The sequence below is a fragment of the Vibrio sp. MMG023 genome, from assembly GCF_021654215.1.
Taxonomy (GTDB): Bacteria; Pseudomonadota; Gammaproteobacteria; order Enterobacterales; family Vibrionaceae; genus Vibrio; species Vibrio jasicida.
The window spans coordinates 423286-449553 of sequence record NZ_JAKFZP010000002.1; the positions used below are offsets into that span (position 1 = coordinate 423286).

The 26268-nt window shown below is 45.1% G+C and carries 23 protein-coding genes; 16 read left to right on the forward strand and 7 right to left on the reverse strand.

What is annotated here, in order from left to right:
- Window positions 1–105 precede the first annotated feature (105 nt).
- Complete coding sequence (locus L1076_RS07075) at window positions 106–312, forward strand: hypothetical protein (RefSeq protein ID WP_237303443.1); 207 nt, start codon at window positions 106–108, stop codon at window positions 310–312.
- A gap of 61 nt (window positions 313–373) precedes the next feature.
- Here the strand turns inward: L1076_RS07075 and L1076_RS07080 are convergent, their stop codons facing one another.
- From L1076_RS07080 to L1076_RS07090, 3 genes are all read right to left on the reverse strand, one after another.
- A complete protein-coding gene (locus L1076_RS07080; RefSeq protein WP_237303444.1) occupies window positions 374–2341 on the reverse strand; it encodes a DNA topoisomerase III in 1968 nt (655 codons plus the stop codon).
- A 93-nt stretch (window positions 2342–2434) separates the two neighbouring features.
- Window positions 2435–2983 carry an NAD(P)H nitroreductase gene (locus tag L1076_RS07085; RefSeq protein WP_038881888.1) on the reverse strand — a complete coding sequence of 183 codons (549 nt, stop codon included), beginning with the start codon at window positions 2981–2983 and terminating at the stop codon, window positions 2435–2437.
- Between the two features lie 182 nt (window positions 2984–3165).
- Window positions 3166–5178 carry an NADPH-dependent 2,4-dienoyl-CoA reductase gene (locus L1076_RS07090; RefSeq protein ID WP_045405704.1) on the reverse strand — a complete coding sequence of 671 codons (2013 nt, stop codon included), beginning with the start codon at window positions 5176–5178 and terminating at the stop codon, window positions 3166–3168.
- 225 nt (window positions 5179–5403) lie between these two features.
- Between L1076_RS07090 and sppA the strand changes: the two genes are divergently transcribed.
- Window positions 5404–7254: a signal peptide peptidase SppA gene (sppA, locus tag L1076_RS07095; protein WP_237303445.1), complete on the forward strand. Its 1851-nt coding sequence runs from the start codon at window positions 5404–5406 to the stop codon at window positions 7252–7254.
- A gap of 113 nt (window positions 7255–7367) precedes the next feature.
- On the forward strand, window positions 7368–8381 hold the full coding sequence (gene ansA / locus L1076_RS07100; protein WP_104036837.1) for an asparaginase: 1014 nt from the start codon (window positions 7368–7370) through the stop codon (window positions 8379–8381).
- Between the two features lie 106 nt (window positions 8382–8487).
- Here ansA and L1076_RS07105 read toward each other — a convergent pair whose 3' ends face one another.
- Entirely contained in the window at window positions 8488–8772 is a 285-nt protein-coding gene (locus tag L1076_RS07105; RefSeq protein ID WP_038871251.1) for a DUF1315 family protein, read from the reverse strand.
- A gap of 101 nt (window positions 8773–8873) precedes the next feature.
- Here L1076_RS07105 and L1076_RS07110 point away from each other — a divergent pair, with 101 nt between their 5' ends.
- Window positions 8874–9695, forward strand: coding sequence for a DUF2989 domain-containing protein (locus tag L1076_RS07110; RefSeq protein WP_038871253.1), 822 nt, complete (start codon window positions 8874–8876; stop codon window positions 9693–9695).
- A gap of 117 nt (window positions 9696–9812) precedes the next feature.
- Here L1076_RS07110 and msrB read toward each other — a convergent pair whose 3' ends face one another.
- Window positions 9813–10226, reverse strand: coding sequence for a peptide-methionine (R)-S-oxide reductase MsrB (msrB, locus tag L1076_RS07115; protein WP_080774313.1), 414 nt, complete (start codon window positions 10224–10226; stop codon window positions 9813–9815).
- A 334-nt stretch (window positions 10227–10560) separates the two neighbouring features.
- Between msrB and gap the strand changes: the two genes are divergently transcribed.
- The 3 genes from gap (at window position 10561) to L1076_RS07130 (ending at window position 13082) form a co-directional block, all read left to right on the forward strand.
- Window positions 10561–11556 (forward strand): type I glyceraldehyde-3-phosphate dehydrogenase, encoded by a 996-nt coding sequence (gap, locus tag L1076_RS07120; RefSeq protein WP_038871258.1) that lies wholly within the window; start codon window positions 10561–10563, stop codon window positions 11554–11556.
- Window positions 11557–11736: 180 nt separating this feature from the next.
- Complete coding sequence (locus L1076_RS07125; protein ID WP_038871260.1) at window positions 11737–12621, forward strand: D-hexose-6-phosphate mutarotase; 885 nt, start codon at window positions 11737–11739, stop codon at window positions 12619–12621.
- A gap of 113 nt (window positions 12622–12734) precedes the next feature.
- Window positions 12735–13082, forward strand: a complete 348-nt coding sequence (locus L1076_RS07130) for a spore gernimation protein (protein ID WP_104026981.1) — start codon at window positions 12735–12737, stop codon at window positions 13080–13082.
- Window positions 13083–13092: 10 nt separating this feature from the next.
- Here the strand turns inward: L1076_RS07130 and L1076_RS07135 are convergent, their stop codons facing one another.
- Entirely contained in the window at window positions 13093–14061 is a 969-nt protein-coding gene (locus tag L1076_RS07135) for a nucleoside hydrolase (protein WP_237303446.1), read from the reverse strand.
- A gap of 364 nt (window positions 14062–14425) precedes the next feature.
- On the opposite strand from L1076_RS07135, the gene L1076_RS07140 reads away from it, so the two are divergent.
- From L1076_RS07140 to L1076_RS07180, 9 genes are all read left to right on the forward strand, one after another.
- Window positions 14426–16462 (forward strand): Cache 3/Cache 2 fusion domain-containing protein, encoded by a 2037-nt coding sequence (locus L1076_RS07140; RefSeq protein WP_237303447.1) that lies wholly within the window; start codon window positions 14426–14428, stop codon window positions 16460–16462.
- A gap of 109 nt (window positions 16463–16571) precedes the next feature.
- Complete coding sequence (gene rlmA / locus L1076_RS07145) at window positions 16572–17414, forward strand: 23S rRNA (guanine(745)-N(1))-methyltransferase (RefSeq protein ID WP_237303448.1); 843 nt, start codon at window positions 16572–16574, stop codon at window positions 17412–17414.
- An 84-nt stretch (window positions 17415–17498) separates the two neighbouring features.
- Window positions 17499–18446, forward strand: coding sequence for a ChaN family lipoprotein (locus L1076_RS07150; protein ID WP_237303449.1), 948 nt, complete (start codon window positions 17499–17501; stop codon window positions 18444–18446).
- Window positions 18447–18906: 460 nt separating this feature from the next.
- On the forward strand, window positions 18907–19281 hold the full coding sequence (locus L1076_RS07155) for a hypothetical protein (RefSeq protein WP_038881897.1): 375 nt from the start codon (window positions 18907–18909) through the stop codon (window positions 19279–19281).
- A gap of 120 nt (window positions 19282–19401) precedes the next feature.
- Complete coding sequence (locus L1076_RS07160) at window positions 19402–21300, forward strand: BCCT family transporter (RefSeq protein ID WP_038871275.1); 1899 nt, start codon at window positions 19402–19404, stop codon at window positions 21298–21300.
- Between the two features lie 172 nt (window positions 21301–21472).
- Complete coding sequence (locus tag L1076_RS07165; RefSeq protein ID WP_042605998.1) at window positions 21473–23050, forward strand: alkaline phosphatase; 1578 nt, start codon at window positions 21473–21475, stop codon at window positions 23048–23050.
- 146 nt (window positions 23051–23196) lie between these two features.
- On the forward strand, window positions 23197–23493 hold the full coding sequence (locus L1076_RS07170) for a ribbon-helix-helix domain-containing protein (protein ID WP_038871280.1): 297 nt from the start codon (window positions 23197–23199) through the stop codon (window positions 23491–23493).
- Between the two features lie 82 nt (window positions 23494–23575).
- Window positions 23576–23971 (forward strand): VOC family protein, encoded by a 396-nt coding sequence (locus L1076_RS07175; RefSeq protein ID WP_038871282.1) that lies wholly within the window; start codon window positions 23576–23578, stop codon window positions 23969–23971.
- Between the two features lie 68 nt (window positions 23972–24039).
- A complete protein-coding gene (locus tag L1076_RS07180) occupies window positions 24040–24324 on the forward strand; it encodes a putative quinol monooxygenase (RefSeq protein ID WP_237303450.1) in 285 nt (94 codons plus the stop codon).
- A gap of 77 nt (window positions 24325–24401) precedes the next feature.
- Here the strand turns inward: L1076_RS07180 and L1076_RS07185 are convergent, their stop codons facing one another.
- Window positions 24402–26093 (reverse strand): mechanosensitive ion channel domain-containing protein, encoded by a 1692-nt coding sequence (locus L1076_RS07185; protein WP_038881899.1) that lies wholly within the window; start codon window positions 26091–26093, stop codon window positions 24402–24404.
- Between the last annotated feature and the right edge of the window lie 175 nt (window positions 26094–26268).

Below are 26268 nucleotides of genomic sequence, written 5' to 3' on the forward strand. Positions count from 1 at the left end.
GGTTCCCAGTTTCGTCGCCCATTCTCCAATCTCATTACTTAACTTGAATTTCACCGTTTCCTATCCAGACTTAGTGAGGTATTAACCCCACTAAGGAGAGTAACAATGGCCGCAGATAAAGATCTGGTGAATTTTAGTGAAGAGCATGAGCTCAATTACTGCTTAAGAAGTGCAGGCAAGCGTCAAACTCAAGCAAATCGAGATGCATTGATCGACTTGGGTAAACAAGTAAAGCAGGATTTAGGTAAACGCGTATTAACGCAAGATGACGTCAGAGGCGCAATCGACAAGAACGATAACTTGTTCAACTAGTCATCATATTGATATCAAAAGCGGCACTAGCTGGTGCCGCTTAGTCGCCGGAAGGCATGAATTACTTGGAGGATTTACGTTTGGTGGTCGTCGTTTTTGATGAACCTGTTTTATTGTAACTGCGCTTCTTACGCTTGAATGCTGGTCGCTCTACTTTTGGAAGATGACGCAGAGATTCCGGAATCGGACCTGACTTTACCTCACCCATAAGCCCATCTATACGTTGTTCTAACGCTTGCATGAAAGGTTGATATGCTTGGTTTCTTTCTGCCATTCCTTGTAATTGGTGTTCCCAATGCGCGGTCATATCCGGGTACGTCGAGTCCATTGGCAAAGCGTGGATCAAGCCACGTCCTGCTGGTGAGCTCAAAATCGATTTACCCTGACGAGTCAGCAATTGACGTTTGAACAAGGTATCAAGAATACCAGCCCTCGTCGCTTCTGTGCCCAAGCCATCGGTTTCACGCAATATCTTCTTTAGCTCTTTATCTGCCACATAACGAGCAATACCCGTCATTGCTTGTAATAACGTCGCTTCGGTAAAATGCTTTGGCGGCTCTGTCTTGCGATCTCTAATTTCCCCTTCACGACATGTCAGTACGGTGCCTTCTGTTAAAGGTGGCACAGCATCAATACCCTCATCTTCTTTGTCTGTTTTCCCCATCAACGCTTTCCAGCCCGGGGAAACAAGCTGGCGTCCTTTCGCGATAAACGTACCACCAGCAATATCAAAGACGAGCTTCGCTTCCGCATAAACTGCAGCTGGATAGAATTGCATTAAATATTGACGTGCAATGAGCTGATATACCTTCATCTCATTACCTGATAATGCATTCACATTCGCTTGTTTTGGTGTTGGAATGATTGCGTGGTGAGCATCCACTTTTTTGTCATTCCACGCTTTAGACTTAATCGATAAATCCGCACCTTGCACCGCGCTTTGTAGCTCTTTGGCATTGTTAGCAATAGCGGAAGTGACAGAACCCGCTTGCGAATAATGCTCCGTCGGTAAGTAACGACAATCAGAACGAGGATAAGTAATCAACTTATGCTTTTCATACAACGCCTGACAGGTATCTAAGACTTGTTGTGCACTCATACCGTAACGCTTGGCGGCATCAATTTGCAAAGCTGATAATGAATAAGGAAGCGGTGCAGATTGTTTGGTTTGCTTTTGCTCTGATTCCGTGACTTTCGCAGGCTGGTTAGCAATGCGATTCGCCACGTTCTCGACGAGCTTTCGGTTAAGAACTCGACCTTCTTCATCTTGCCAAGGTTTGCATGCCTCGCTTGGCTTCCAACGAGCGCGAATATCAAACGAACCATTTTGATCTTGATAAGGGATCAATGCATGCAGAGTGAAATAGTCTTTAGGCACAAAGTTTTCGATTTCTTCGTCGCGGCGCACCACCAAACCAAGTACAGGCGTTTGAACTCGCCCTACCGATAAGACACCTTGGTAGCCTGCTTTTTGGCCCAGCAAAGTATAAGCGCGAGACATGTTCATCCCATAAAGCCAATCGGCTCGGGAACGTGCAAGGGCGGATACAGAAAGAGGAATGAAGTCGCGGTTACTACGCATCGAACTCAAAGCCCGCTTAACCGCGGGTAAGTTCAAGTCTGAAATGAGAAGTCGTTGTGTCGCTTCTTTCTTGGTTTTGGAGAGCTTACAGTAATCCAACACCTCATCCACCAACAATTGCCCCTCTCGATCCGGGTCGCCTGCATGGATAACTTCTGTCGCATCTTTAAGGAGTTTACGTATTACCGTCAGTTGTTTGCTGGCCGTTTTTCTCGGTCTTAGTTGCCATTGCTGGGGAATAATTGGCAAGTCAGCCATATTCCACTTTTTATAACGTTCGTCGTAGGCATCAGGTTCGACTTGCTCTAACAAGTGACCGATACACCAAGTGACTACGTCACCATTACCACAGCGAATAAAGCCTTGGTCTTTCTTTTGAGGGTTTGGCAGGGCAGCCGCTATCGCACGGCCTAGACTTGGTTTTTCAGCAATAAACAGACGAGACATAAGGTTTTGGAAATCATAATAATTAGGGCCACATTATCTAATGTAGCCCTAACAAATCAAGAAAAACTGTACAGATGAACAGTGAGTAGTGTGTTATTGAAACTCAACAAACTGAGATAGGTCACGCTCCGGCACTTTCATCGGTGTACAACCTGGGGTACCTAAGTAAAGGAAACCGACAATTTGATCTTCGCCTTTTAGGCCAAAAGCTTGATGCACTTCTGGGTGGAACATCCATTTACCTGAACGCCAAAACCCTTGAAAACCTTGTGCTACCGCCGCCATTTGCATTGCTTGAACAGCACAGCCCGCTGAGAGGTATTGTTCCATTGCTGGCACTTTTTCATGCTCTGTCACATTTGCAATAACGGTAATCACCATAGGCGCGCGGAAAGGTGCATTCTTCACTTTTTCAATGACCGCCTCGTCGCTATTTTCCGCTTCCGCTGCTCGTACTAAAATATCAGAAAGCTTTTTAAGGCCATCGCCTTGAGCAATCACAAAACGCCAAGGAGTTAAACCTGCATGATCAGGCGCACGTAAACCCGCACGAATAATATTTTCCAGAGCTTTCCCTTCTGGTGCTGGCGCTGACAATTTGGCGATAGAACGACGGTTGAGCAAGAGATCGAGAGCTTCCATGAACAAGTCCTTATTTGATTGAATTATTATTTTTACGCAGCTCACTTTAGCATAATCCAAACTTTCGAATAACAACCTGTTTTCTGGGGGTTTAGATAGCCAATTTTAGATTTCTAGGCGTTAAGTAGGCAAAAAAAAAGCTGCGCACTTGGCGCAGCAAAATAGTTAAGAAAGAATGATACTTACAGTTTGACAGCCAGTTTCACACCCTGGCGGATGGCGCGAACCGCGTCCAATTCCCCAGCATGGTCTGCACCACCAATGATATGTAATTTCTCGCCCAGCTCATGCCATTTGTCTTCAAACGGACGAACCGACTCTTGACCCGCACAAATAACCACTTTGTCAGCTTCTAACAATTGCGCCTTGCCACTGACTTGAATATGTAGGCCACCATCATCAATCTTGTCGTATGACACACCACCGACTAAGTGAACACCGCGCTTTTCAAGCGTACGTTTATGAATCCAACCTGTGGTTTTACCCGGTCCTTTTCCAACGCGACCTTTACGACGTTGAAGTACCCACACTTCTTTATCAGCAACGGCGTCAGGATAAGGGTACAATCCCCCCGGTTGAGACATTTCTTTGTCGATTCCCCATTCATGCAGCCAATCATCAAGTGTTTGTCCCGCGGGCTCAGTAAGCATCGTTGCCACATCAACACCAATCCCGCCTGCGCCAACAATGGCTACCTTTTCACCTACTGGCGTTTTATCACGGATCAGCGTTTGATAGTCGATCACTTTTTCTGGGTTTTCTATCCCATCAATTTTTACCTTGCGAGGTTCAACACCCGATGCCATGACGACTTCATCGTATTCGGTCAGCAAGTCGTAATTGGCTTCTGTCTCTAGGTGAAGATTCACACCCGTCTCTTCAATGCGGTTCGCAAAGTAACGGATGGTCTCACGAAACTCTTCTTTACCTGGAATTTGCATGGCTAAACGGAACTGACCACCAATGCGATCGTTCTTCTCAAACAAATCTACTTTGTGGCCACGTTCTGCCAGCGTTGTCGCACAAGCGAGGCCAGCAGGTCCTGCGCCGACGACTGCAATATTTTTCTTCTTAAACGCATCCTCGACCACGATTTCAGTTTCGTAGCAAGCTAATGGGTTAACCAAACAACTTGCTCGCTTGCCTTTAAATACATTGTCTAAGCACGCTTGGTTACAACCAATACACGTATTGATGAGCTGTGACTTATCTTGCTCGGCTTTAGCAACAAAGTAAGGATCAGCTAGGAAAGGACGCGCCATAGAAACCATGTCAGCATGTCCAGAAGAAAGAATTCGCTCGGCCTCATCCGGGGTATTTATTCGGTTACAGGTGATGATTGGAACAGAAACGTGCGGCTTCACCTTTTCAGTCACCCAAGTAAATGCTCCGCGGGGTACTTGAGTGGCAATGGTAGGAATACGCGCTTCGTGCCAGCCGATACCCGTATTAATTATTGTCACACCGGCTTCTTCAAGTGCTTTTGCCAATTCAATAACATCTTCAAACGTGCTGCCTTGCTCGACCAAGTCCAACATCGAGAGACGGAAGATAATAATAAACTTTTCGCCCACGGCTTTACGCACTGCTTTAACGATTTCGATAGGGAAACGCATACGTTTTTTGTAGCTGCCGCCCCACTCGTCGTAGCGCATGTTGGTGCGCTTACATAAGAATTGGTTAATCAAATAACCTTCAGAGCCCATTAGCTCGACACCATCATAGCCCGCTAGCTGAGCCAGCTCTGCACTATTAGCAAAAGCTTCGATGGTCTTTTTGATTTGTCGCTCGCTCATTTCGCTTGGTGCAAATTTGGCGATAGGCGCTTTCATACCCGACGCACTTTGTGCGAATGGATGCATCGCATAACGCCCTGCATGGAGAATTTGTAGGGCAATTTTACTGCCGTGCTTGTGAACCGCTTCCGTCACGACCTTATGTGCTTTGGCGTGCTTAGGCTTACTAAATTCAGCGCTTAACGGATGCAATCGGCCACGTAAATTTGGAGAAAAACCACCAGTTACGATTAAGCCAACACCGCCTTTGGCACGCTCTTCATAAAACGCAGCCAGCTTTTGAAGACCTTCTTTGTGCTCTTCTAAACCAGTATGCATTGATCCCATCAGGACGCGGTTTCGTAGCTGTGTAAAACCTAAGTCCAATGGCTTTAACAAATTTGGGTACATGGCAGACATCACTAAACATCCATTTTTATTGTTGTGGTCTGACCACAGTACGCCGCAAAAACCAAAAAATCAAACAAGCGTTTACAATTTTGCAACACGCGTCAATCTCACGTTAAACTATGCCAATTGTGAATGAGCGTGATAAGCTAAAAAAATTGTTATCTTTTGAGATCTTAGAGATAAGAACCCATACTTTGTAAGATTAGGGAAAGACTATCTCGTTATGGAGACAAGATGAAAAAACTCTTCAAATTTATTGGTCTGATATTCAAGGGGATATGGAAAGCCATCACCTTTGTCAGACTTGCGCTAGTGAACCTGATCTTTTTAGTGATGATTGCTGTCTTCTACTTTGCCTTTACCTACACTGGAGAAGGTCAACCTGTCATTGATAAAGAATCGGCTTTGGTTATGAACTTGTCGGGGCCGATCGTTGAGCAACGTCGTTACGTTAACCCAATGGATTCCATTGCTGGTTCGGTTTTAGGTAATGAAATTCCGAAAGAAAACGTGTTATTCGACATTGTCGATACCATCCGATACGCAAAAGACGACCCTAAAGTCTCGGGCCTTGTACTTGCTCTGCGTGATATGCCAGAAACTAACCTAACGAAGCTTCGTTACATTGCAAAAGCACTGAACGAGTTTAAAGCATCAGGCAAACCAGTATATGCGGTGGGTGATTTCTATAATCAAAGCCAATACTACCTTGCAAGTTACGCTGATAAAGTTTTTCTAGCACCCGATGGTGGCGTATTGATTAAGGGTTATAGCTCTTACTCCATGTACTACAAAACCTTGTTAGAGAAACTCGATGTTTCAACGCACGTATTCCGAGTAGGTACTTACAAATCCGCGATTGAACCATTCATCCGCGATGACATGTCAGACGCAGCAAAAGAATCAGCGACTCGTTGGATCACACAACTATGGAGCGCGTTTGTTGATGACGTAGCAACAAACCGTAACATTGATGCAAAAGCATTAAATCCAACCATGGAAGAGTTGCTAGCAGAGATGAAATCGGTTGATGGCGATATCGCTCAGCTTGCAGTAAAAATGGGATTGGTTGATGAACTGGCTACTCGCCAAGACGTACGTAAGCTGTTCGCTAAAGAGTTTGGTAGCGATGGTAAAGACAGCTACAACGCGATTGGTTACTACGACTACCTAGCGACCATGCGCCCTAATCTCGCGCCGTCAGAGAACGACATTGCAGTAGTCGTCGCAAGCGGCACGATCATGGATGGTCAACAACCACGCGGCACTGTAGGTGGCGACACAGTCGCAAGCCTACTTCGTCAAGCTCGCAACGACGATAAAGTGAAAGCTGTTGTACTTCGTGTTGATAGCCCTGGCGGCAGTGCTTTTGCCTCTGAAGTGATTCGTAATGAAGTAGAAGCCTTAAAAGAAGTAGGTAAACCCGTTGTGGTTTCGATGTCTAGCCTTGCGGCTTCAGGTGGTTACTGGATTTCAATGAGCGCAGACAAAATCGTTGCTCAGCCGACGACACTGACAGGCTCAATCGGTATCTTCAGCGTAATTACGACCTTTGAGAAGGGCTTTAACAAACTTGGTATTAGCACTGATGGTGTGGGGACCTCTCCATTCTCTGGTGATGGCATCACAACGGGTCTTTCTGCTGGCGCTTCTGAGGCGTTCCAATTGGGTATTGAACACGGTTACAAACGTTTTATTTCTTTGGTTGGGTCAAACCGAGATATGTCACTTGAAGAAGTGGATAAAGTAGCACAAGGCCGCGTGTGGACGGGTCAAGACGCGTTGTCATTCGGTCTAGTCGATCAAATGGGTGATTTCGATGATGCCGTTAAACTGGCAGCGAAACTGGCTGAGGTAGAGAACTACGAAATCTACTGGGTTGAAGAACCACTTTCACCGACAGAGCAATTTGTTCAAGAGTTCATGAACCAAGTCAAAGTATCACTCGGTATTGACGCAACGAGCTTCTTACCTAAGAGCCTTCAACCAGTGGCTCAGCAATTTGAACAAGACGCTAGCATGCTACAAAGTTTTAATGATCCAAAAGGTCAATACGCGTTCTGCTTAAATTGCCAAGTGCAATAGCTATCCTAGCTTAGCCAAAAAGGGGCGTCTCTGTGCGAGATGCCCCTTTTTATTAGGTTTCATTTCGCTATAATCCCCGCCACTGTTCCCCTACATGAAAGTAAAGTAGAACGATGACTAGAAAACACATCTACATCGCTTACACCGGTGGCACCATCGGTATGCAAAAATCCGATCACGGCTACGTCCCTGTCGCTGGCTTTATGGAAAAACAACTCGCCAGCATGCCCGAGTTCCACCGCCCAGAAATGCCGGAATACACCATCCATGAGTACGAGCCTCTGATCGACTCATCTGATATGACACCGGCAGACTGGCAGCAAATCGCAGACGACATCCGTGATAACTACGAGAAATACGATGGCTTTGTTATTTTGCATGGTACCGACACCATGGCGTACACCGCTTCTGCATTGTCTTTCATGTTGGAGAACCTAGGTAAACCTGTCATCGTGACCGGCTCACAAATTCCTCTGGCAGAACTGCGCTCAGACGGCCAAGCAAACCTACTGAATGCTCTGCATATTGCGGCAAACTACCCTATCAACGAAGTAACATTGTTCTTCAACAATCAGTTGATGCGCGGTAACCGCAGCACCAAGTCTCATGCTGATGGCTTTAACGCGTTTACATCGCCAAACTTGCCACCTCTGTTGGAGGCAGGTATCAATATCCAGATCAGCAACAATGTTGCAGTAGGCACAAAGCCAGAGGGTGACTTCAAAGTACACAACATCACGCCACAACCTATCGGCGTGATCACCATGTACCCTGGCATTTCACACGAAGTAATCCGCAATACACTTCGTCAACCAGTCAATGCGATGATCTTGCTGACATTTGGTGTGGGCAATGCCCCGCAAAATCCTGAGTTACTAGGTCATCTAAAAGAAGCATCTGAGCGTGGCGTCATTGTCGTGAACTTAACGCAATGTTTGGCGGGTAAAGTCAACATGGGCGGCTACGCAACTGGTTGTGCACTTGCAGATTCTGGCGTAATCAGTGGTTTTGATATGACGCCAGAAGCAGCGCTAGCAAAACTGCACTACCTTCTAAGCCAGAACCTGTCTTATGAAGAGATCAAAACGAAGATGCAAGAAGTACTGCGTGGTGAAATGAGCCTGTAGTTCGGTAAACCTACTGTTCGTATCTTAAACAACAAAGCCCAATTCAAAATTGGGCTTTTCAATATTTACTGTTCTGCCTACTGCAAGGAGAGTAAGAATAGGACTATCAGCTGTGATTCGGGTTTACTCGAACAATATCTTGCTCTTCTTCGTTGAACTGTTTCTTCAATTCTTGCTTCGATTTAAAACTGATTTCTCCACCAGCAGCCACGGTCATGTGCTGCGCATCAGTGTTGTGTTTTGATTGATACAACATCACAGCTTGCATACATGAGTCTCGCTGCTCTTTAGAAAGTGTTGTACCCTCAGGCCATCTTCCTGTTTCTACTGCGTAAACCAATCGATCATAGACTTCTGGCGTTATCGCATTTAATAATTGTTCTGCGTCCATAATGTACCTTCTTATTACATTCTATTCACAGAACATAACGGGTTAGTAAACAGAGTCAAGAATCCAAAAATGAATTGGTGTAACGGATCACAAGCAAAACCATGAAACGAACATACTGGCTACTAGCAAGCCTTGCCTCTTTGACTTTAACAGGCTGCTTTGAAGGCAACGTAACAACGGAAGAATTGTGCCAAAACAATCCCAAACTGCGTTGCGAGCAACTCAACATGGACGATGGACAGTGCCGGATTCCTAGAACGAATTTAGTCTGGCATCGATTTGAGTTACTCAAAAGCCCAACAGAAGCGAACCAAATCACCGAATACGCTTTGGTTGCTGAGTACAGGAAATGCCTTGAGCTTGCCTCTCAAATTACCCCTATCGATCAAAGCGCGTTAAAAAGAAAACGTTTCGATGCATTAGTGCATAGCATTGACGAATTAGAACGTATCGTCGCAACACTAAAAGGTTCTGACGATCCTGCGACCCTATACTTTTTATGGTCTCAAACGGGAGACGATCAAGCGAGGCGTCAATTCTTGCAAATGGAAGGCTCCCCTCAACTTAACAATGCTGAGATGCAATATGCCTTAGCAACCTTCTATACCAATAGAGACCAGCAAAAAACGTTAACATTACTTCATAATTCGCTTTCAATGTCTGACGAGAACAACCTCAATCCAGCCATCCTCAAGTCGCTCGCGAGCATCAATCAAGGGTTAGGTAACAAAGAGCAGGCCTATTTATGGGCGATGGTAGCCAAACGCTTTGATGTTCCGCTCGCCAATGAGCAACAATTAAAGCGTATGTTCAATTTTTCAAAGACAGAGAAATATGAACAACTAGACGATTTGGCTAAATCTATTTCGAAGTCGATAGAGAAAGGGAATTATTCGCCAAGGATGATCCCAAGTAATTTATAAAATAAAAAACTCCCATTCATATTGGGAGTTTTTTATTTGTCTCTCAGCTTATCTTGAGTGGGCAATTACTATTTTATTAATTGAAAGGATGAAACATTCTTTCAAGCATTATCCGGCTTATTGGTCAGATTTGTTGAAAATTAACGACACCGAGTTTACACAATAGCGTTCGCCTGTTGTTTGCGGCCCATCTTCAAAAACATGACCTAAATGACTGTCACAAGCGCCACATCGAATCTCTGTACGAACCATTCCGTGACTCAGATCTTCTAAATAACGGACCGCGGTGTCATTAATTGGCGCATCAAAACTTGGCCAGCCACACCCTGAGTCGTACTTATTATCAGAGACAAATAGAGGAGCATCACAACACGTACAGGCATAGACGCCTGTCTCTTTGTTGTGAAGCAGTTTACCGGAGAACGGAGCTTCTGTTCCTTGCTCGCGACAGACGCGAAACTCTTCCTCAGAGAGCTGCTCACGCCACTGTTCATCGGACTTCGTTACTTTTCTTCCGCTTTGTTCCACCAATTCCTGTTCCTTATTTCTTATTTTTGGCAATGACTTTTTTAGCAAAAAACTTGCTTCTCGTAACAGTTGTAGCACATACTTTCTCACCAGAACACCATGTGTAATTAATTTGATACGAGTACTTATCTCGGAAGTTATATTACGCCAACTGGGATGTAGAATAACCAGTTAAAAGTTTAAAAAACGAGCATTTGCGAAGAATTGTTAAAAAAAGCGTCGCTTTTTTTTGACTTTAAACAAGTTAAGTCCGATTATCTGTTGCAGATGTTTACTGGATTCTGTAATTTTACTACCAGTTATCTTTAATCAGAAATTAAGTTGTGGAGCAACTATAATGACTATCAAAGTAGGTATTAACGGTTTTGGCCGTATCGGTCGTTTCGTATTCCGTGCAGCGCAAGAGCGCAACGACATCGAAGTTGTAGGTATTAACGACCTTATCGACGTAGATTACATGGCATACATGCTTAAGTACGACTCAACTCACGGCCGTTTCAACGGTACTGTTGAAGTTGAAGGCGGTAACCTAATCGTTAACGGTAAAACTGTACGTGTAACTGCAGAGCGCAACCCTGAAGATCTAAAATGGGATGCTATCGACGTTGACGTAGTAGCTGAAGCAACTGGTCTTTTCCTAACTGACGAGACTGCACGTAAGCACATCACTGCTGGTGCGAAGAAAGTTGTTCTAACTGGTCCTTCTAAAGACGCAACTCCAATGTTCGTTATGGGCGTAAACGATTCAACTTACGCAGGTCAAGACATCGTTTCTAACGCTTCTTGTACTACTAACTGTCTAGCGCCTATCGCTAAAGTTCTTAACGACAAGTTCGGTATCGTATCTGGTCTTATGACTACAGTTCACGCTACTACAGCTACTCAAAAAACTGTAGACGGTCCTTCTGCTAAAGACTGGCGTGGTGGTCGTGGTGCTTCTCAGAACATCATCCCATCTTCAACTGGTGCTGCTAAAGCTGTAGGCGTTGTTCTTCCAGAACTAAACGGCAAACTAACTGGTATGGCTTTCCGCGTACCAACAGCTAACGTTTCTGTAGTTGACCTAACAGTTAACCTAGAGAAAGGCGCATCTTACGAAGCTATCTGTGCAGCAATGAAAGAAGCTTCTGAAGGCGAACTAAAAGGCGTTCTAGGCTACACTGAAGACCAAGTTGTTTCTCAAGACTTCATCGGTGAAGTTCAAACTTCAGTATTCGATGCTAAAGCTGGTATCGCTCTAACTGATAACTTCGTTAAAGTTGTATCTTGGTACGACAACGAAATCGGTTACTCAAACAAAGTTCTAGACCTAATCGCTCACATCTCTAAGTAATTATTACTTAGCTGAAAAGCAATTAGCGAAGCTTGTGTTTGAAACATAAGATTTGAATAAAAGGCGGCTCTAGAGTCGCCTTTTTTGTATCTGGAATTTGAGAGAATGAAGACTCGACGTTGCACTCAATGTGCGAAGTGCGTCTAAAAAGCTCTCTCTCCCAGCGATAGGAAGCAACACATGGATTTAAAAACTCTCCCAGCTCTAACCGTGCTATCTGATAACGTCACTATCGTTGAAGTTGATCAGGTTAAAGTCGTTCGCGTTATTCATGAGAAAGCAACGGCAGGTATCGCACTACACGGTGGTCATGTCGTGTCGTTCACACCAGCAGGCCAAGAAGACCTAATCTGGATGAGCGAAAAAGCAATCTTTGATGGCAAAGCGGCACTTCGTGGTGGTATTCCTGTTTGTTGGCCTTGGTTTGGCCGCATTGCAGCACCAGCTCATGGTTTTGCGCGCACAGCAGAATGGGAATTGGTTGAACACCGTGAGAACGACAACGGCGTGATCGTTGAACTTGCTCTCTTCCCAACCGAAGAAACTCACGACATCTGGCCACATATGTTTGATGCTCGTCTTGTTGTTGAAATCAGCGACGAGCTAAAGGTGACACTGAAAGTCACCAACATTGATGATGCAGAGTGGACATTCTCAGGTGCACTACACACATATCTAAACGTTGGTGATATCAAACAAGCACAAACAACAGGTATGGGACCTGAGTACATCGACAGCTTAAAAGAAGGTGAAATCTGCCAAGGTGGTGATGTCCTTCAACTAACTGATACCATCGACCGTGTTTACACTCAGCCAGAAGCGCAAATCTTGGTGAAAGACCCAGTGTTAGATCGCACGTTGAGCGTTGAAAACCAAGGCCATAACTCAGCAGTATTGTGGAATCCTTGGGCACAAGGCGCACAAGGCATGGGTGACATGGCAGACAACGGCTACGAAACCATGATATGTGTGGAATCGACAGTGCATGCGCCAAGTATCGAGCAAGGCAAGACGTTACAGCCAGGTGAGACACATGAACTTATCACTGTGATTTCAGCGCAGTAATACAGTTTAAAGGCCGGTTCTCCCGGCCTTTTTTTACATTTCCAAAGCACAACACAAGAATCACTCATGCCATACTAAGTCCAACCAAAACGAGTCGAGATAATGGTGTAACGATGAAATACCGCATTTATTCAATATCGCTTCTTACGGGCTTATTGTTTGGCTGTGCCAACACTGAGGTCTCGTTACAAGCCGAAAAGAACGTCGCCGAATACAAGCAATTGTCTCCAACACGATATCAAGTCTATTGCCCCACCGGAATCTGCCGCTTCCAAGTTTCCGCGAACCAGAAAACGGCAATAAGCATTGAGATGTTCTATGCCGAAAATAAACCGTTCAAGAAGATTGAGGGGCTGACCTACGACAATCAAAATCAATATCCGGCGTCGAATGCTTTTACTCTTCCCGTAAAATCAGACAACGAGAGAATATCTGTGCAAGTCATCGACTATTACAGATAACCCCACTCCGTTATCGCCTTGAATAACGAATAATCGATTCTCGATAAAGTGAAAGCAGTGTATCGCTTTTCACGCCGACCCCAACTTTTTGCGCGGAGAAAGCACTCCACTCATCGTGCATGTATTTGCGTTGATCCGTTTTCTGAATCGTCATCCCTTCGGCAGGCCCATCAGTCACCACTCGGACGGCACCACTGCGCAAAGTAAACAGCTTAGGATCAATGACATACGCAATTGCAGAAGGATCATGGACATGGCAACCATCCATTCCAACCTTCTCGGAGTAAAACTTCAAATAGTAGCGGCTCACATCCCAAATAAACTGCCCTACTTCTCCCGCATCCTCACGCAGCTGGTCTAGGTATTGCCCCGTAAAGAAGCTCTCTTCCGTAACATCCAAACCGATGATGACGACTGGCCACGAAGCCGTGAATACCTTATCTGCGGCATGAGGGTCGTCATGAATGTTTGCTTCCGCAAATGGCGTAACATTGCCTCGATGATTGTTTTCACCAAAAGCACCGCCCATTACAACCACTTCCTTAACCAAGTTAACGATTTCTGGATCTGCTTCCAAAGCGAGTGCAAGGTTAGTTAAAGGGCCCACGGCCACCAAGGTGATTTCTCCCGGTTCTGCTCTAACGCTGTCGATGATGAACTGATAGGCAGGCGTATCAATGGCACTTACATCCAGTGCGCTCGGCGCTTTTACATCACCAAAACCAGCTTCACCGTGCACGACAACCGTTGCTCCAACTGGCGCTTTTATTAAAGGCTTATCCGCACCTTTCGCAACCAAGGCTTTCATACCAAACTTCTGTTTTAGGTAAAGGGCGTTTTGCGTCGCGTTGTCTATCGTCGCATTACCATAAACGGTTGTGATAGCCATAAGGTCGATATCAGGATGGGCTTCAGCAAAAAGAATGGCCATCGCATCATCGATGCCAGGATCTGTGTCTAGGATGATTTTCTTTGTCATATCAGCTTCTATTAAACGCTTGGAAAGCCCCAACAATACCTATAAAAAACAAGGATAAACGTGACCAAAGCCGAAGGTATGAGCTTTCTTTTAGTCGCTGCTCCTTACTATTGCTTCAACCAAACAGATGAAATTTTCGCCCACTAGTATCAAATTCATTGGTGGCTCAACTTACTCAACCTTATTTGGTCATTCCATTTCTGCAATAAAATCACCCAGCCAGCGGTCATTTGTTATCTAAGCTATTGGTTGCTCTTATTTTTTGACAATTAACTTAATAAATATCAAAAAAACTCGTCATATAAATCGCTAGCATGCCGATACAACATTTATAACATCTATCAATAATCAGGAAAGACACTACATGCTAGACAAATATCGGAATCAAAGTGTCGGTTTTCAGCTCAAGCTGGTCATCACACTGTGTCTGCTTATTGCATTTTCAAGCATTGCTGCGCTTGTTTATCAAAACGCTTCAAACGTACTTTTAGAAAACACGCTGAAAGAACATCAATCTAAAGTGGAATCGATGGCAAAAACCATTGCAGGCCAGTTCAATGCTTATCTGCACACGGCAGAAGTTTTGGAATCAACCTTCCGTAATGGTTATTTAGCGGGCGTCTACGTCGAGAGTTACAACGTCGACTTTCAAGGTCACCAAGTACCAAACATCACCCAATACAGCGAAAGCTTGATTGGTGACACTAAGTTAGTTGATAGCTTCACTCGTGACACTGGCGCTGTTGCGACCCTGTTTGCTCCAATGGGCAACGACTTCATTCGCGTCGCTACTTCACTAAAAGATCCTCAAGGTAAAAGAGCACTTGGCACTACATTGGGGCTTAACCACCCGGGTTACCAAAAGCTTAAAAACGGCCAACCTTACTATGCGCAAATCAAACTTTATGGTGAGCGCTACATCACCTACTACGCACCTTTAAAAGACGCGAATGGTAAGGTCAACGGTATCTCATTCATTGGTTTACCTGTTGAGCGCGCGACCCAAGATCTATTCAGCTCGCTACAAAGCGTAAAATGGGGTGACACTGGTTACACCATTATTCTGGATAACGAAAAAGACAACCAAGGTCACTACCTTCTTCACCCAAAACACGAAGAGAGCGATCCACCGATTCAAGAAGTGTCTGACTACAACGGTAACAAGCCTTTCTACCAACTTTTTGAACAGGAAAGTGGCTTAATACGCTACCCATTTGAATACCAAGGCACCGTGGGAGAAAAGTACCTCGTTTACACTCAAGTACCAGGTTGGAATTGGAAACTCTTAGGTGGCACTTTCATCAATGAAGTCACCAAAGGCAGCCAAGCTTTACTTCAACTGATTGCGACGATTTCTCTAATTGTGGCAGCGGCAACTTTTGTGGTGCTTACGCTTGTTCTTAACCGAACGCTAAATCCACTCACCGTTTTGAATGGCTACATGAACCGTTTAGCAAAAGGTGAAGTGAGTATTGATATTCCGGCTTCAGGTAAAGCATCGAAAAACGAAATCGTTAACTTGAACAACGGCGTTGCCAATATGGCGGGACAACTGAACGAGTTGGTTGGTCAAATTCGCTCGACTAGCGACCAAGTTGAAAGTAACTCGACCAGCGTTGTGGATGATGCAAACCGCAACCTCATGCAATCGGATCTTCAACAAGAACAGGTAGAGCAAGTGGTGACTGCAATTGAAGAGATGGCTTCGTCTGCTCAATCTGTCGCTCAGCAAGTTGAGCAAATTGCCGAAAATGTGCGCTCTGCAAACACTGATAGCCAATCAGGTCTCGAAGTCGTTGAAGGCGTTTGTATTGATGTGGCTCAGCTAAACGACCAAATCGACCAATCTGCGGCAGCTATCGAGCAAGTGAACCGTGACAGCGAAAGCATCCAAACCGTGACGAAAATGATTGATGAGATCGCAGAGCAAACCAACCTACTTGCGCTTAACGCAGCAATTGAGGCTGCACGTGCCGGTGAACAAGGCCGTGGCTTTGCTGTAGTGGCAGACGAAGTGCGAACGCTTGCTCATCGTACTCAGACCTCCGTGAAAGATGTCGTAGAGATCATCGAGAAGCTTAAAGGCTCCACCAGCAATGCCGTAAGCATGATGACGGAAAGCCAGCAAAACGCGAATAAGGTATTGGATAAAGCACAAGAAGCAGGCACCGCGCTGGAAGCTATTGCAGAACAAGTTCAGTCCATTGCTTCTCAAGCCGATGCTATTGCTGCAACCTCAGAAGAACAAGCTCAAGTTTCTCAAGAGATTGCCGCAAACGCGCACTCTATTAGCGAATTGAACCGCGAAAGCCGTGATACCAGCGCTAAAACATCGCAAAGCGCAACCGAGCTACAGCACCAAGCACAAAACTTAAAACAGCAAGTGGATTTCTTCCACTAACCCTTCAATAAAACCGATAAAAGAGCCGATAATTCGGCTCTTTTTTGTTTCGCTTGCAGCATCCCTTTTTGATAGAATTTGCCGCCCTACTTCCTGTCCAGAGATCGTCATGAACTATCAATGCCCTCTATGTCACCAACCTCTTGAGCTAACAGCAAAGACGTTTAAGTGTGAAAACAACCATCAGTTCGATTTAGCAAAAGAAGGCTACGTCAACTTGATGCCAGCGCACCACAAACGCTCAAAAGATCCAGGTGACAACAAAGAGATGATGCAAGCACGTCGTCGCTTTTTAGAAGGCAATCATTACGATCCGATGCGCCAAGAAGTGGCAAACCTATGTGCCAAATACACCGAAGGCACAAGCCATCAATTGTTGGATATTGGTTGCGGCGAAGGCTACTACACAGACCAAGTTCAGCAGTCTCTGCATTCACAAAATGAAGAAGCAAAGGTGTATGGGCTAGATATTTCTAAAGTCGCCATTCGTTTCGCGTCTAAGCGCTACCCAAATTGCGATTTCAGCGTGGCATCAAGCCATCGCTTGCCATTTGCAGAACAATCTCTAGACGCGATTTTGCGTATCTACGCTCCGTGTAAAGCAGAAGAGCTACAACGTGTGATTAAAGACAACGGTGTTGTTATCACAGTCACGCCGGCAGGCCGTCACTTGTACCAGTTCCGTGAACGTATCTACCAAGAAATACGCTTACACAACGAAGAGCCAGAGAACATTGAAGGGTTCGAACTTGAGCATCAACAAGAGCTCAACTACACCATGGACTTAAGAGACGGCGTCGCATTCGACCTACTGCAAATGACACCATTCGCATGGAAAGCCAGCGAGGAACTTCGCGAAGAGCTAAAGTCATCTACACTTTTCCAATGTGAGGCTGACTTTATGTTGCGCGTTTACCGTAAGAAATCGAATCAATCTGAGAATGAAGCATAAAATGTAACGCTAATTATTCTCATTACCATTGATTCATTTATCAGCCTCCATTAATATCATTCGGACATTTTTGGAGGCTTTTTAATGCGCTTTTCTACACTAAGTCTGATTTTTGCAGGCTTGCTTACTGGCTGTGCTTCAAATGCACCGACCGCTCCCAACGCCGCAACTGACGACGTAACCAGTTTCTACGACTACCAGCTTCATGCCCCTTCCGGTGAAGCCATCTCAGTCAACCAGCTAACCCCAGCCCTACAACAAGCCGACGTAATTTTGATTGGTGAATGGCACACACACGCCGGTATCCACCGTTTTCAAACCGACATGCTAAAGCAGTTGTCTTCTGCTAGTCGCCCTCTTGCGCTTTCAATGGAGCAAGTCACACGCGACAAGCAAGCAATCTTAGATTCATACCTAAACGGCGAAATTGGTGAGCAATACTTTATGAAGCAAAGTAATGCTTGGCCAAACTACGAGAGTGATTACCGCCCGCTGGTTGAGTTTGCCAAGCAAGCTGATATTCCAGTGATTGCTGCAAATGCACCGAAAAATATTGTGCGTTGCATTGGTCGCCAAGGCATCGATTACTTAGATAAGCTCGGCAGCGATGAGCGCAGTTTTGTCGCGGACAAAGTCAACACAGCAAACAGCCCATACAAAGAAAAGTTCATGGCATCCATGCACCACGGCAAGCCAGAGCAGACTGAAAAGCAATACGCAGCTCAGGTAACATGGGATGAGACCATGGCAGAATCCATCGTCAAATACCTAGAGCAACACCCAGGAACTCAAGTGGTTCACGTCGCGGGCAAATTCCATACTGAAGGCGGTTTAGGGACAGCGGCTTCTATCTTGAATCGCAACCCAGATTTAAACGTTGTCGTCATTACCCCTACTGCGGACATTACTTCAGACGGTTCGGATTACCAATTAGAAGTCCTTGCGCCACCTGTGCGTTATGTACAAAACGCAAACCGCATGGCCGCGTACAAGCATCTAGCTAAGCGCAACAGCGATCTTCAATGTAAGTAATCGGAAAAATCCGACCACGACTTAAGATAAATAGGTCTGCTTTTTGCTAGCTATTCTAGATATACATAGAAAGCGGCAAAAACAGACCTATTTTTGTATTTGATTGATTCAAGAAATAGCCTTTGCCGTCGATATAGGGATAACTGCTTTTTATACCCAAGTAACCTCGAGATGCTAGGTTCAGCGAGAATGACTTGGTTTGTAGACGCGGCGGCGATTTAAAGGTTTGGTGGATCCAAATCAAGAATCGACAACAAAGTATACAAGCCAAGTCAACTCGCCCTTCGGGAGCGTGTCATTGACCCAATTTCTGCGTCAAACAACTTGGAAAGAGCCAGCTATTACGCTGCGTTGTTTTCCTTGACCTCGAATCAATGACAACGCTCTGAATCCTGCATCTTGAAGTCACTTGGGTATACCTGCACTCATAAAGGAGTGTCGTTGTTCGAAGGGGTAACAGATGAATCCAGTAGGAAGCAATTCAGTCAACCGTCAATCGGTTTATAGTAATGCAGCACAGCAAAATAACCGAGACCAAGCGAAAGTGGCTGAACAAAGTGCCAATGCCGCACCATTAAAGGTCGACCAAAATACGGTCACGCTGTCCTCTGAAGGGAAAGCCTTACTCGTCGCATTACAACAGATAGATCACGAGAGCAAAAAGGTGGAAGCCGAAAATAAGACCGTTGGTGACAAAGTCGAATCTTTCGCTCATGGCGCACTCGGGATGGATCACCCAGATACGATTGAAGAAGAGGATGATGGCTCATACTCTGCTGGTCAATATTTGTCTGCGGCATTGACCGTTGGTGGTATTATTCTCGCTCTTGTTTAAAATATCGCCTTAAATTATTGGTTAAAAAAGAGTTTTTTCCGTTACGACAACCATCCTCATTTGAACACTGTTTTTACCCAAGTCCATAATGGATAACTATTCATTAACGGACGATGAACTGTGAAAAATGCATTTTCTCTCATAGACAAACCAACCTTCTTTGGCGCTATCGCGCTGTTACTTTCTATTGTCTTTCCATTAATTATGTTCCCGACTGAGGGTGCAGAATGGATTGCGATCGCAAAAACCTTCATGACGGATAAATTGGGGTTCTTGTACCTTGCACTCGGCCTTGCTGCCTTTATTTTCATGATTTACGTTGTCTTCAGCGACATGGGACAAATCAAACTCGGTGACCCTGACGAGAAACCAGAATTTACTACTGCGTCATGGGCGGCGATGCTGTTCTGTGGCGGCATCGGTGCCAGCATTCTTTACTGGGGCTGCATCGAATGGGCGTATTACTACCAATCACCACCTTTTCAACTAGAACCAGGCAGTGAAGAAGCGGTGCGTTGGGCGGCGACCTATGGCCTCTTCCACTGGGGTCCAATCGCATGGTCTATCTACCTTATCCCTGCTCTGCCAATTGCGTACTTTTTCTACGTACGTAAACAACCCGTTTTGAAAGTATCCAGTGCATTGATGCCAGTGCTTGGCGAAGAACGTAGTAAAGGCGCCGCCGGTAAAATCGTTGATGTACTGTTTATCTTCGGCCTGCTTGGCGGTGCCGCAACGAGCTTAGGTTTAGCCGCTCCGTTGATCGGCGAAGGTCTGCATTATCTTTTCGGTATGCCTAAAAACACATATAGCCAAGTGTTAGTACTGCTGATCTGTACGGCCATTTTTGCTTACTCCTCTTACGCAGGTATGGAGAAAGGCATTAAAGTTTTAAGCAACATTAACTTCTGGGGCGCGATGGGCTTACTGGCGTTCATCTTAGCGGTTGGACCTACCATCTTCATGCTGGAAACGGGTTTAGACTCGATTGGCCGAATGCTATCTAATTTCTTTGTGATGGCAACATGGGCGGAACCGTTCGGCGGTTACGGTACGTTTGATAACACCCACTTCCCACAAGATTGGACCATTTTCTATTGGGCATGGTGGCTAGTATTTGCACCTAGCATGGGCCTGTTTGTGGCGCGTATCTCTCGCGGTCGCACTATCAAACAAATGGTATCTGGCTCGATTTTCTTTGGTTCTCTAGGCTGTTTCTTATTCTTTATGATTCTAGGTAACTATGGCTTGTCGCTACAGTTATCAGGAGAACTAGACGTTGTTGCTATCCTAAATGCAGAAGGCGCAACCGCGGCGATCTTCTCGATGTTAGATGCACTGCCAATGAGTACGTTAGTCATCGCCGTGTTTACTGTGCTTTGCATTATTTTCACTGCCACGACCTTTGACTCGATTTCCTACATTCTTGCGTCTGTTGTACAAAACAACGTCACGGAAGAACCAATGCGTTGGAACCGAATGTTCTGGGCATTCACCTTATCCTTTCTTCCAACGGTTCTGATGTTTATGGGTGGGTTAAGCACACTACAGACCGCGGCTATCGTGGGTGGTTTACCTTTGTTGGGTATCTCAATCATGCTGATGGTTTCTGCGGTACGTGCAACCACGCTGGATATTCGTCATCAAGAAGATTACATCGAACCAACCATCAACATTGAAGAGCTACCAGAATTTGATCCGTGGTCAACAGAAGGCATGGCAATGGCGAAGTTTGAACGTGCGCGTGATGCAGCTCAAGATGCGGCAGAAGAAGAGCGTGAAGCGTTAGCCGAGCTCATGAAACTACGTAAACGAATTCGCGCTTTTGCTCTGGAGCATAGCGACGACAATGATTTTGCTGATCATCACTTACCTCAGGAGATGCAGGATGAGCTGCAGACCCTATTGGATAATGTCATGAAAGCAAAAGAGAGAAAACTCGAGCTATCTGATGCGGCCCAGCAATCAAGAGTCGAGTTTAATCAAATCGTGGCCCAAAGCCCTGCTTACGCGGTGTAGCTTTAGCTCATGACTTTCCACTCCTAAACCTAATTCAAGCCCACTTCTGTGGGCTTTCTTATTTCTGCCCTAGTAAAAAGAAATGAAGTACACATGAACCTTTTGTGACGGTAGCAATTTTGTCATAAATCCTTGTTTTAATTTGCACGCTTTTATAAATAAGGAATATACAATGAAGCACTTAGTGACCCCAATTGTGACCGCAGTAGCGGCGTCCACGCTCTCTTTCAATGCTCTATCAGCAGAAATCAAAAACGTTATCCTAATGATTGGTGATGGCATGGGCCCTCAGCAAGTAGGCTTGTTAGAGACTTACGCGAATCACGCACCAAACTCGATTTACAAAGGCGAAACGACCGCCATTTACAAGCTCGCACAGGAAGGGGTAATTGGTTCATCCTTAACCAACCCTGAAGATGCGATTGTCGTCGATTCTGCTTGCTCGGCCACAATGCTCGCTACTGGCACCCCGACGGCATCAGAAGTGATCGGTATTGATAGCCAAGGTAATCACGTGGAAACCATTTTGGAAAAAGCCAAAGCGAAAGGCAAAGCAACAGGCTTGGTGTCGGATACACGAATGACACACGCTACACCAGCAGCTTTTGCTTCTCATCAACCGCATCGCTCTCTCGAAAATAGTATCGCAGTTGATATGCTAGAGACCGGCGTGGATGTGATGCTTTCTGGCGGCCTTCGTCATTGGATTCCTAAATCAACCAACGAGAAAGGCGACACATACAAACAACTTGAGAAGCTGACCCAGGGTGACGTTTACCTAAAATCGAAACGCAAAGACGAGCGAAACCTTCTGACGGAAGCGCAGCAGCAAGGTTACAGTTTGGCGTTTAACCGCAATATGCTTGAGACCTCCAACGGCGATAAGCTACTGGGGTTATTTGCCTATTCAGGCATGGATGATGGCATCGCTTACAGCAAAAACAAAAATGATCCGAAACGGACTCAACCGTCACTAGAAGAAATGACCGTAAAAGCGCTCGATATCCTATCTAAGGATAAAGATGGCTTCTTCTTAATGGTCGAAGGAGGTCAAATCGACTGGGCAGGTCACAGCAATGACGCCGGAACCATGTTGCACGAACTGATTAAGTTTGATGAAGCAGTGAACTCTGTATACGAATGGGCAAAAGGCCGTGAAGACACGTTGGTGATAGTCACTGCCGATCATGAAACCGGTTCATTTGGCTTCAGTTATTCTTCCGCTGATTTACCCAAACCACAAAAGCGCAATGGTGAGGCTTTTACGAACCGCGATTATGCTCCCAACTTCAACTTCGGCAAGTTCGATATTCTTGATGGACTTTATAATCAAAAACAAAGCTACTACGGCATGATCAGCGAGTTTCAAAAGCTTGATAAAACAAAACAAACACCAGCTAAATTGGCCGAAATCGTAAACGAAAATAGTGACTTTTCTATCACACCAGAACAGGCAGAGCGCGTCTTAGCAAGTAAACCAAACCCTTATCGCTTAGCAAGCCACAAATATTTAAGTGAAGAAAACGTCCCAGCAATTAACGATTTTGATGCGTTTTTTCCTTACAACGATAGAGGTAACCTACTCGCTCGCGAACAAGGGACGAAACAGAATACAGTCTGGGGAACTGGCACACATACGCACACCCCTGTAAACGTATTTGCTTGGGGGCCTGCTGGCACGATTTTACCTATCTCCAAGATCATGCATCACTCTGAGCTAGGTCAATACCTCATCAAGCAAATTAACTAACTCGTCAACGCATAAGCACACTCATGCCACTTTCGTGGTGATACTCAAACGCTCTCTTCTGGGAGCGTTTTTTTGTGATAGAAACGGTTGACGGCTTACTCCCTCCCTTCAATAATTGCGGCTCTTTTATAAAAACGAATAACCTTATGTGCGAAATATTTGCTAAACAACCACAAGAAAACTATCAGTTTGTTACCCGCTCCATCCGCATTGATGGCCATGCCACCAGCGTAAAGTTGGAATCGAGTTTTTGGTTGATTCTAGAAGAAATTGCCTCTGCCCAAGACATGACCGTACCTAAGTTCATCACGACCGTTTACCAAGAAGCGTTAGAACACAACGGGGAGGTCAATAACTTCGCCTCTCTGCTTCGCTGCGCCTGCCTTACCTACGCTCGACAACCACAAGCGACGCTAGATCAAGCACTAAGTGAGCAAAACTAACCACTCACGTTATTGTCGTACCTGAGTACTACCAAACTCGCGCTAAAACTGACTAGTCTAGGCGCAGTATTAAGGAGTACTCATGACAAAAATGATTCATACCATGATTCGCGTAAGCGATCTGGAGCGTTCTCTTAAGTTTTATCGCGACGCACTTGAGCTAGAAATCAAAGACCAATACGTATTCGACGGCTTTTCTCTCACCTACTTAGCAAACCCTGAAACGGGATTCGAGTTAGAACTCACTCACAATCACGACCAAAGTGAGCCATACACACATGGTACGGCTTACGGGCACCTTGCGGTAAGCGTAGAAGACATTGCGGCGACTTATCGACGCTTGAACTCGCTAGATATCGAAGCGAGCGACATCAAAGTCTTTGACCATCAGGAAAAACACTTAGCGACATTTTTCTTCATTACCGACCCAGACGGCTACAAAATTGAGTTCTTGCAGCGTCAAGGTCGCTATCTCTGATAGTAAGTTCTGTCCTAACAGAAACTGCCACTATCCCCTTTAATAAAAACAAAGAAGCAAACACAACTATGATTCATTTAACTGCTGCATTTCACGCAAAACCTGACTGCGTATCTCAACTAAAACAAGCATTAGAAGCGATGCTAGAGCCGACTCGAAATGAGACGGGCTGCGTGCGTTATCACTTGTTCCAAGACAAAAATGACCCAAGCCAACTCTTATTCCAAGAGCAGTTTGCAGACCAAGCCGCGTTTGACGAACACTGCAAAACAACGCATTTCCAGACTCTATTGAGTGAGATTGATGGTTTACTTGCCAGTGAGCCAAAAATCACGTTCTTGGATGAGCTGTAATCTTTACTGCTAAACCGATAAAAAAGGCGCTCTAATTGAGCGCCTTTTTGTTGATTTTGGATTCAAGTAAAAGAAATTTATGCTTCTTTCTTTTCCACCATGTGCAAATGCACATCTTGTTGTGGGAATGGAATCGAAATGCCTTCACGGTCGAAGCGCAGTTTCACTTCTCGGGTTACATCCCAGTAAACATCCCAGTAGTCATCCGTTTTAACCCAAGGACGAACAATGAAGTCAACTGAAGAAGTGTTCAGTGTATGAAGCTTGATCATTGGCTCTGGAGAACGAAGTACTGAAGGGTGAGACGTCACGATATCTGCCAATACTTCTTCTGCTTTTAGTACGTCATCTGAGTAACCGATACCAAAAACCATATCGACACGGCGAATGCGCTCATGTGTCACGTTCTTAATCACGTCACCCCAAATCTTGCTGTTTGGCACGATGATGATTTGGTTATCGAAAGTACGGATTGTTGTGTTCACCAAGCTCATGTGGCTTACCTTACCGTCTACACCACCTGCGTAAACAAAGTCACCAACATCGAACGGACGGTAGATCAGTAGCATCATACCCGCAGCGAAGTTTGATAGCGTATCTTGTAATGCGAAACCGATGATCACACCAGCAATACCGAAACCGGTCAGGATTGGAGCAAGGTTAAGGCCGATTTGAGATAGACCAACCATGATACCGATGATCCACACGGCTTTGCCTGACATCGAGATAAAGAAGTCTTGCATCAAGTGTGACAGCTTCAAGTTCTTCGATGCCACCGTCTTGCTAACCACTTTACGCGTTAGCTTCGCCAGTGCGCGGGCAATCAGCAGGATCAGAGCAAACACAAATAACTGGAAGATGTGCTGTGGTGCGTTCTCAGCAAACCAATCCACCATTGAGTTCGACCAATGACTCAAGATAGACAGAATTACTTTGGTGTTCAGCAAGTCGTGAGTAATGCTGCCTGTTACTTCAAAAATCTGACGTTTATATTCAGAGGTTTCTAAACCAACCTTATCGCCAATCGCGATCAGAGTGCGCAGACTGTCCGTTGCAATGTTCAATCTCTGCTTCAAAATTAACTGACTTAATTGCAGCGATGCTTTCTCTGATTCCGGACTAGAGGAAACTTGAGATCCAATGATCCCGCTTTGCTGGTTCAGATACTCAATGGATGCAGAAAGCAAACGCATACGCTTATCAACATTGTCTTTAAACGCGATATCTGCATCTTCATCTTGAACACCTAACGTACTTAACCAGCTCAAGTTTTGCCAACTTGACTGGTAGCTGACGTCTAGGTACTGCTGTAATTCACGGTACTCATTCAAAAGAGAGAGTTTATCGGCGTCTTTTGCTTTGTTGATTTCTTCATTCAAAACTTTGATTTTTTCATCCAGATAAGCGATCGCGCCTTCTGAATATTTTTCTTGAGTTTGAACTAATTCAATCAATTTATCATGAGCGATCGATTTATTGCTGATCGCTGTCGCAAGGCGGCTTCTCAGTTCTTCATTTTTCTGGAACAGTTGCAACTGAAGCGCATCGCGCTCATCGCCACTTGCTATTTTTAAGGTTTCGGACAAATCGATGATATCTTGATTGATATTATCGATCGCTTTTTCAGCGGCAGAAACCTCTGGCACTTCTACGACCTTTTCTGTGCTTTCTGTTGCATTAACAATGAAGGAACTCATCGTCAAAACAAACGCCATAAACAACACCTTGAATGGTGTAAAACGCACTGTTAGGGGGGATAGTAACGTCATTTTTACCTCGTAAGAGACGAACTTGAACGGGATGGTCAAGCGCCAGGATATAAATCCTTGAAAGTAGATGCTGTAAGTTTACACCACGAAATAGAAAACGAGCACTAATAAAAAGTGCGTACTAAATTCACAATTCTCCTCTTATGACAACTTAATTCATGTGCCACATGGTGTA

Excerpts from the sequence above, each read along its gene's own strand:
- L1076_RS07075 (WP_237303443.1), top strand. The coding sequence starts at position 106 with ATGGCCGCAGATAAAGATCTGGTGAATTTTAGTGAAGAGCATGAGCTC.
- L1076_RS07080 (WP_237303444.1), bottom strand. The coding sequence starts at position 2,341 with ATGTCTCGTCTGTTTATTGCTGAAAAACCAAGTCTAGGCCGTGCGATA.
- L1076_RS07085 (WP_038881888.1), bottom strand. The coding sequence starts at position 2,983 with ATGGAAGCTCTCGATCTCTTGCTCAACCGTCGTTCTATCGCCAAATTG.
- L1076_RS07090 (WP_045405704.1), bottom strand. The coding sequence starts at position 5,178 with ATGTCTGCCATGTACCCAAATTTGTTAAAGCCATTGGACTTAGGTTTT.
- sppA (WP_237303445.1), top strand. The coding sequence starts at position 5,404 with ATGAAAAAACTCTTCAAATTTATTGGTCTGATATTCAAGGGGATATGG.
- ansA (WP_104036837.1), top strand. The coding sequence starts at position 7,368 with ATGACTAGAAAACACATCTACATCGCTTACACCGGTGGCACCATCGGT.
- L1076_RS07105 (WP_038871251.1), bottom strand. The coding sequence starts at position 8,772 with ATGGACGCAGAACAATTATTAAATGCGATAACGCCAGAAGTCTATGAT.
- L1076_RS07110 (WP_038871253.1), top strand. The coding sequence starts at position 8,874 with ATGAAACGAACATACTGGCTACTAGCAAGCCTTGCCTCTTTGACTTTA.
- gap (WP_038871258.1), top strand. The coding sequence starts at position 10,561 with ATGACTATCAAAGTAGGTATTAACGGTTTTGGCCGTATCGGTCGTTTC.
- L1076_RS07125 (WP_038871260.1), top strand. The coding sequence starts at position 11,737 with ATGGATTTAAAAACTCTCCCAGCTCTAACCGTGCTATCTGATAACGTC.
- L1076_RS07130 (WP_104026981.1), top strand. The coding sequence starts at position 12,735 with ATGAAATACCGCATTTATTCAATATCGCTTCTTACGGGCTTATTGTTT.
- L1076_RS07135 (WP_237303446.1), bottom strand. The coding sequence starts at position 14,061 with ATGACAAAGAAAATCATCCTAGACACAGATCCTGGCATCGATGATGCG.
- L1076_RS07140 (WP_237303447.1), top strand. The coding sequence starts at position 14,426 with ATGCTAGACAAATATCGGAATCAAAGTGTCGGTTTTCAGCTCAAGCTG.
- rlmA (WP_237303448.1), top strand. The coding sequence starts at position 16,572 with ATGAACTATCAATGCCCTCTATGTCACCAACCTCTTGAGCTAACAGCA.
- L1076_RS07150 (WP_237303449.1), top strand. The coding sequence starts at position 17,499 with ATGCGCTTTTCTACACTAAGTCTGATTTTTGCAGGCTTGCTTACTGGC.
- L1076_RS07155 (WP_038881897.1), top strand. The coding sequence starts at position 18,907 with ATGAATCCAGTAGGAAGCAATTCAGTCAACCGTCAATCGGTTTATAGT.
- L1076_RS07165 (WP_042605998.1), top strand. The coding sequence starts at position 21,473 with ATGAAGCACTTAGTGACCCCAATTGTGACCGCAGTAGCGGCGTCCACG.
- L1076_RS07170 (WP_038871280.1), top strand. The coding sequence starts at position 23,197 with ATGTGCGAAATATTTGCTAAACAACCACAAGAAAACTATCAGTTTGTT.
- L1076_RS07175 (WP_038871282.1), top strand. The coding sequence starts at position 23,576 with ATGACAAAAATGATTCATACCATGATTCGCGTAAGCGATCTGGAGCGT.
- L1076_RS07180 (WP_237303450.1), top strand. The coding sequence starts at position 24,040 with ATGATTCATTTAACTGCTGCATTTCACGCAAAACCTGACTGCGTATCT.
- L1076_RS07185 (WP_038881899.1), bottom strand. The coding sequence starts at position 26,093 with ATGACGTTACTATCCCCCCTAACAGTGCGTTTTACACCATTCAAGGTG.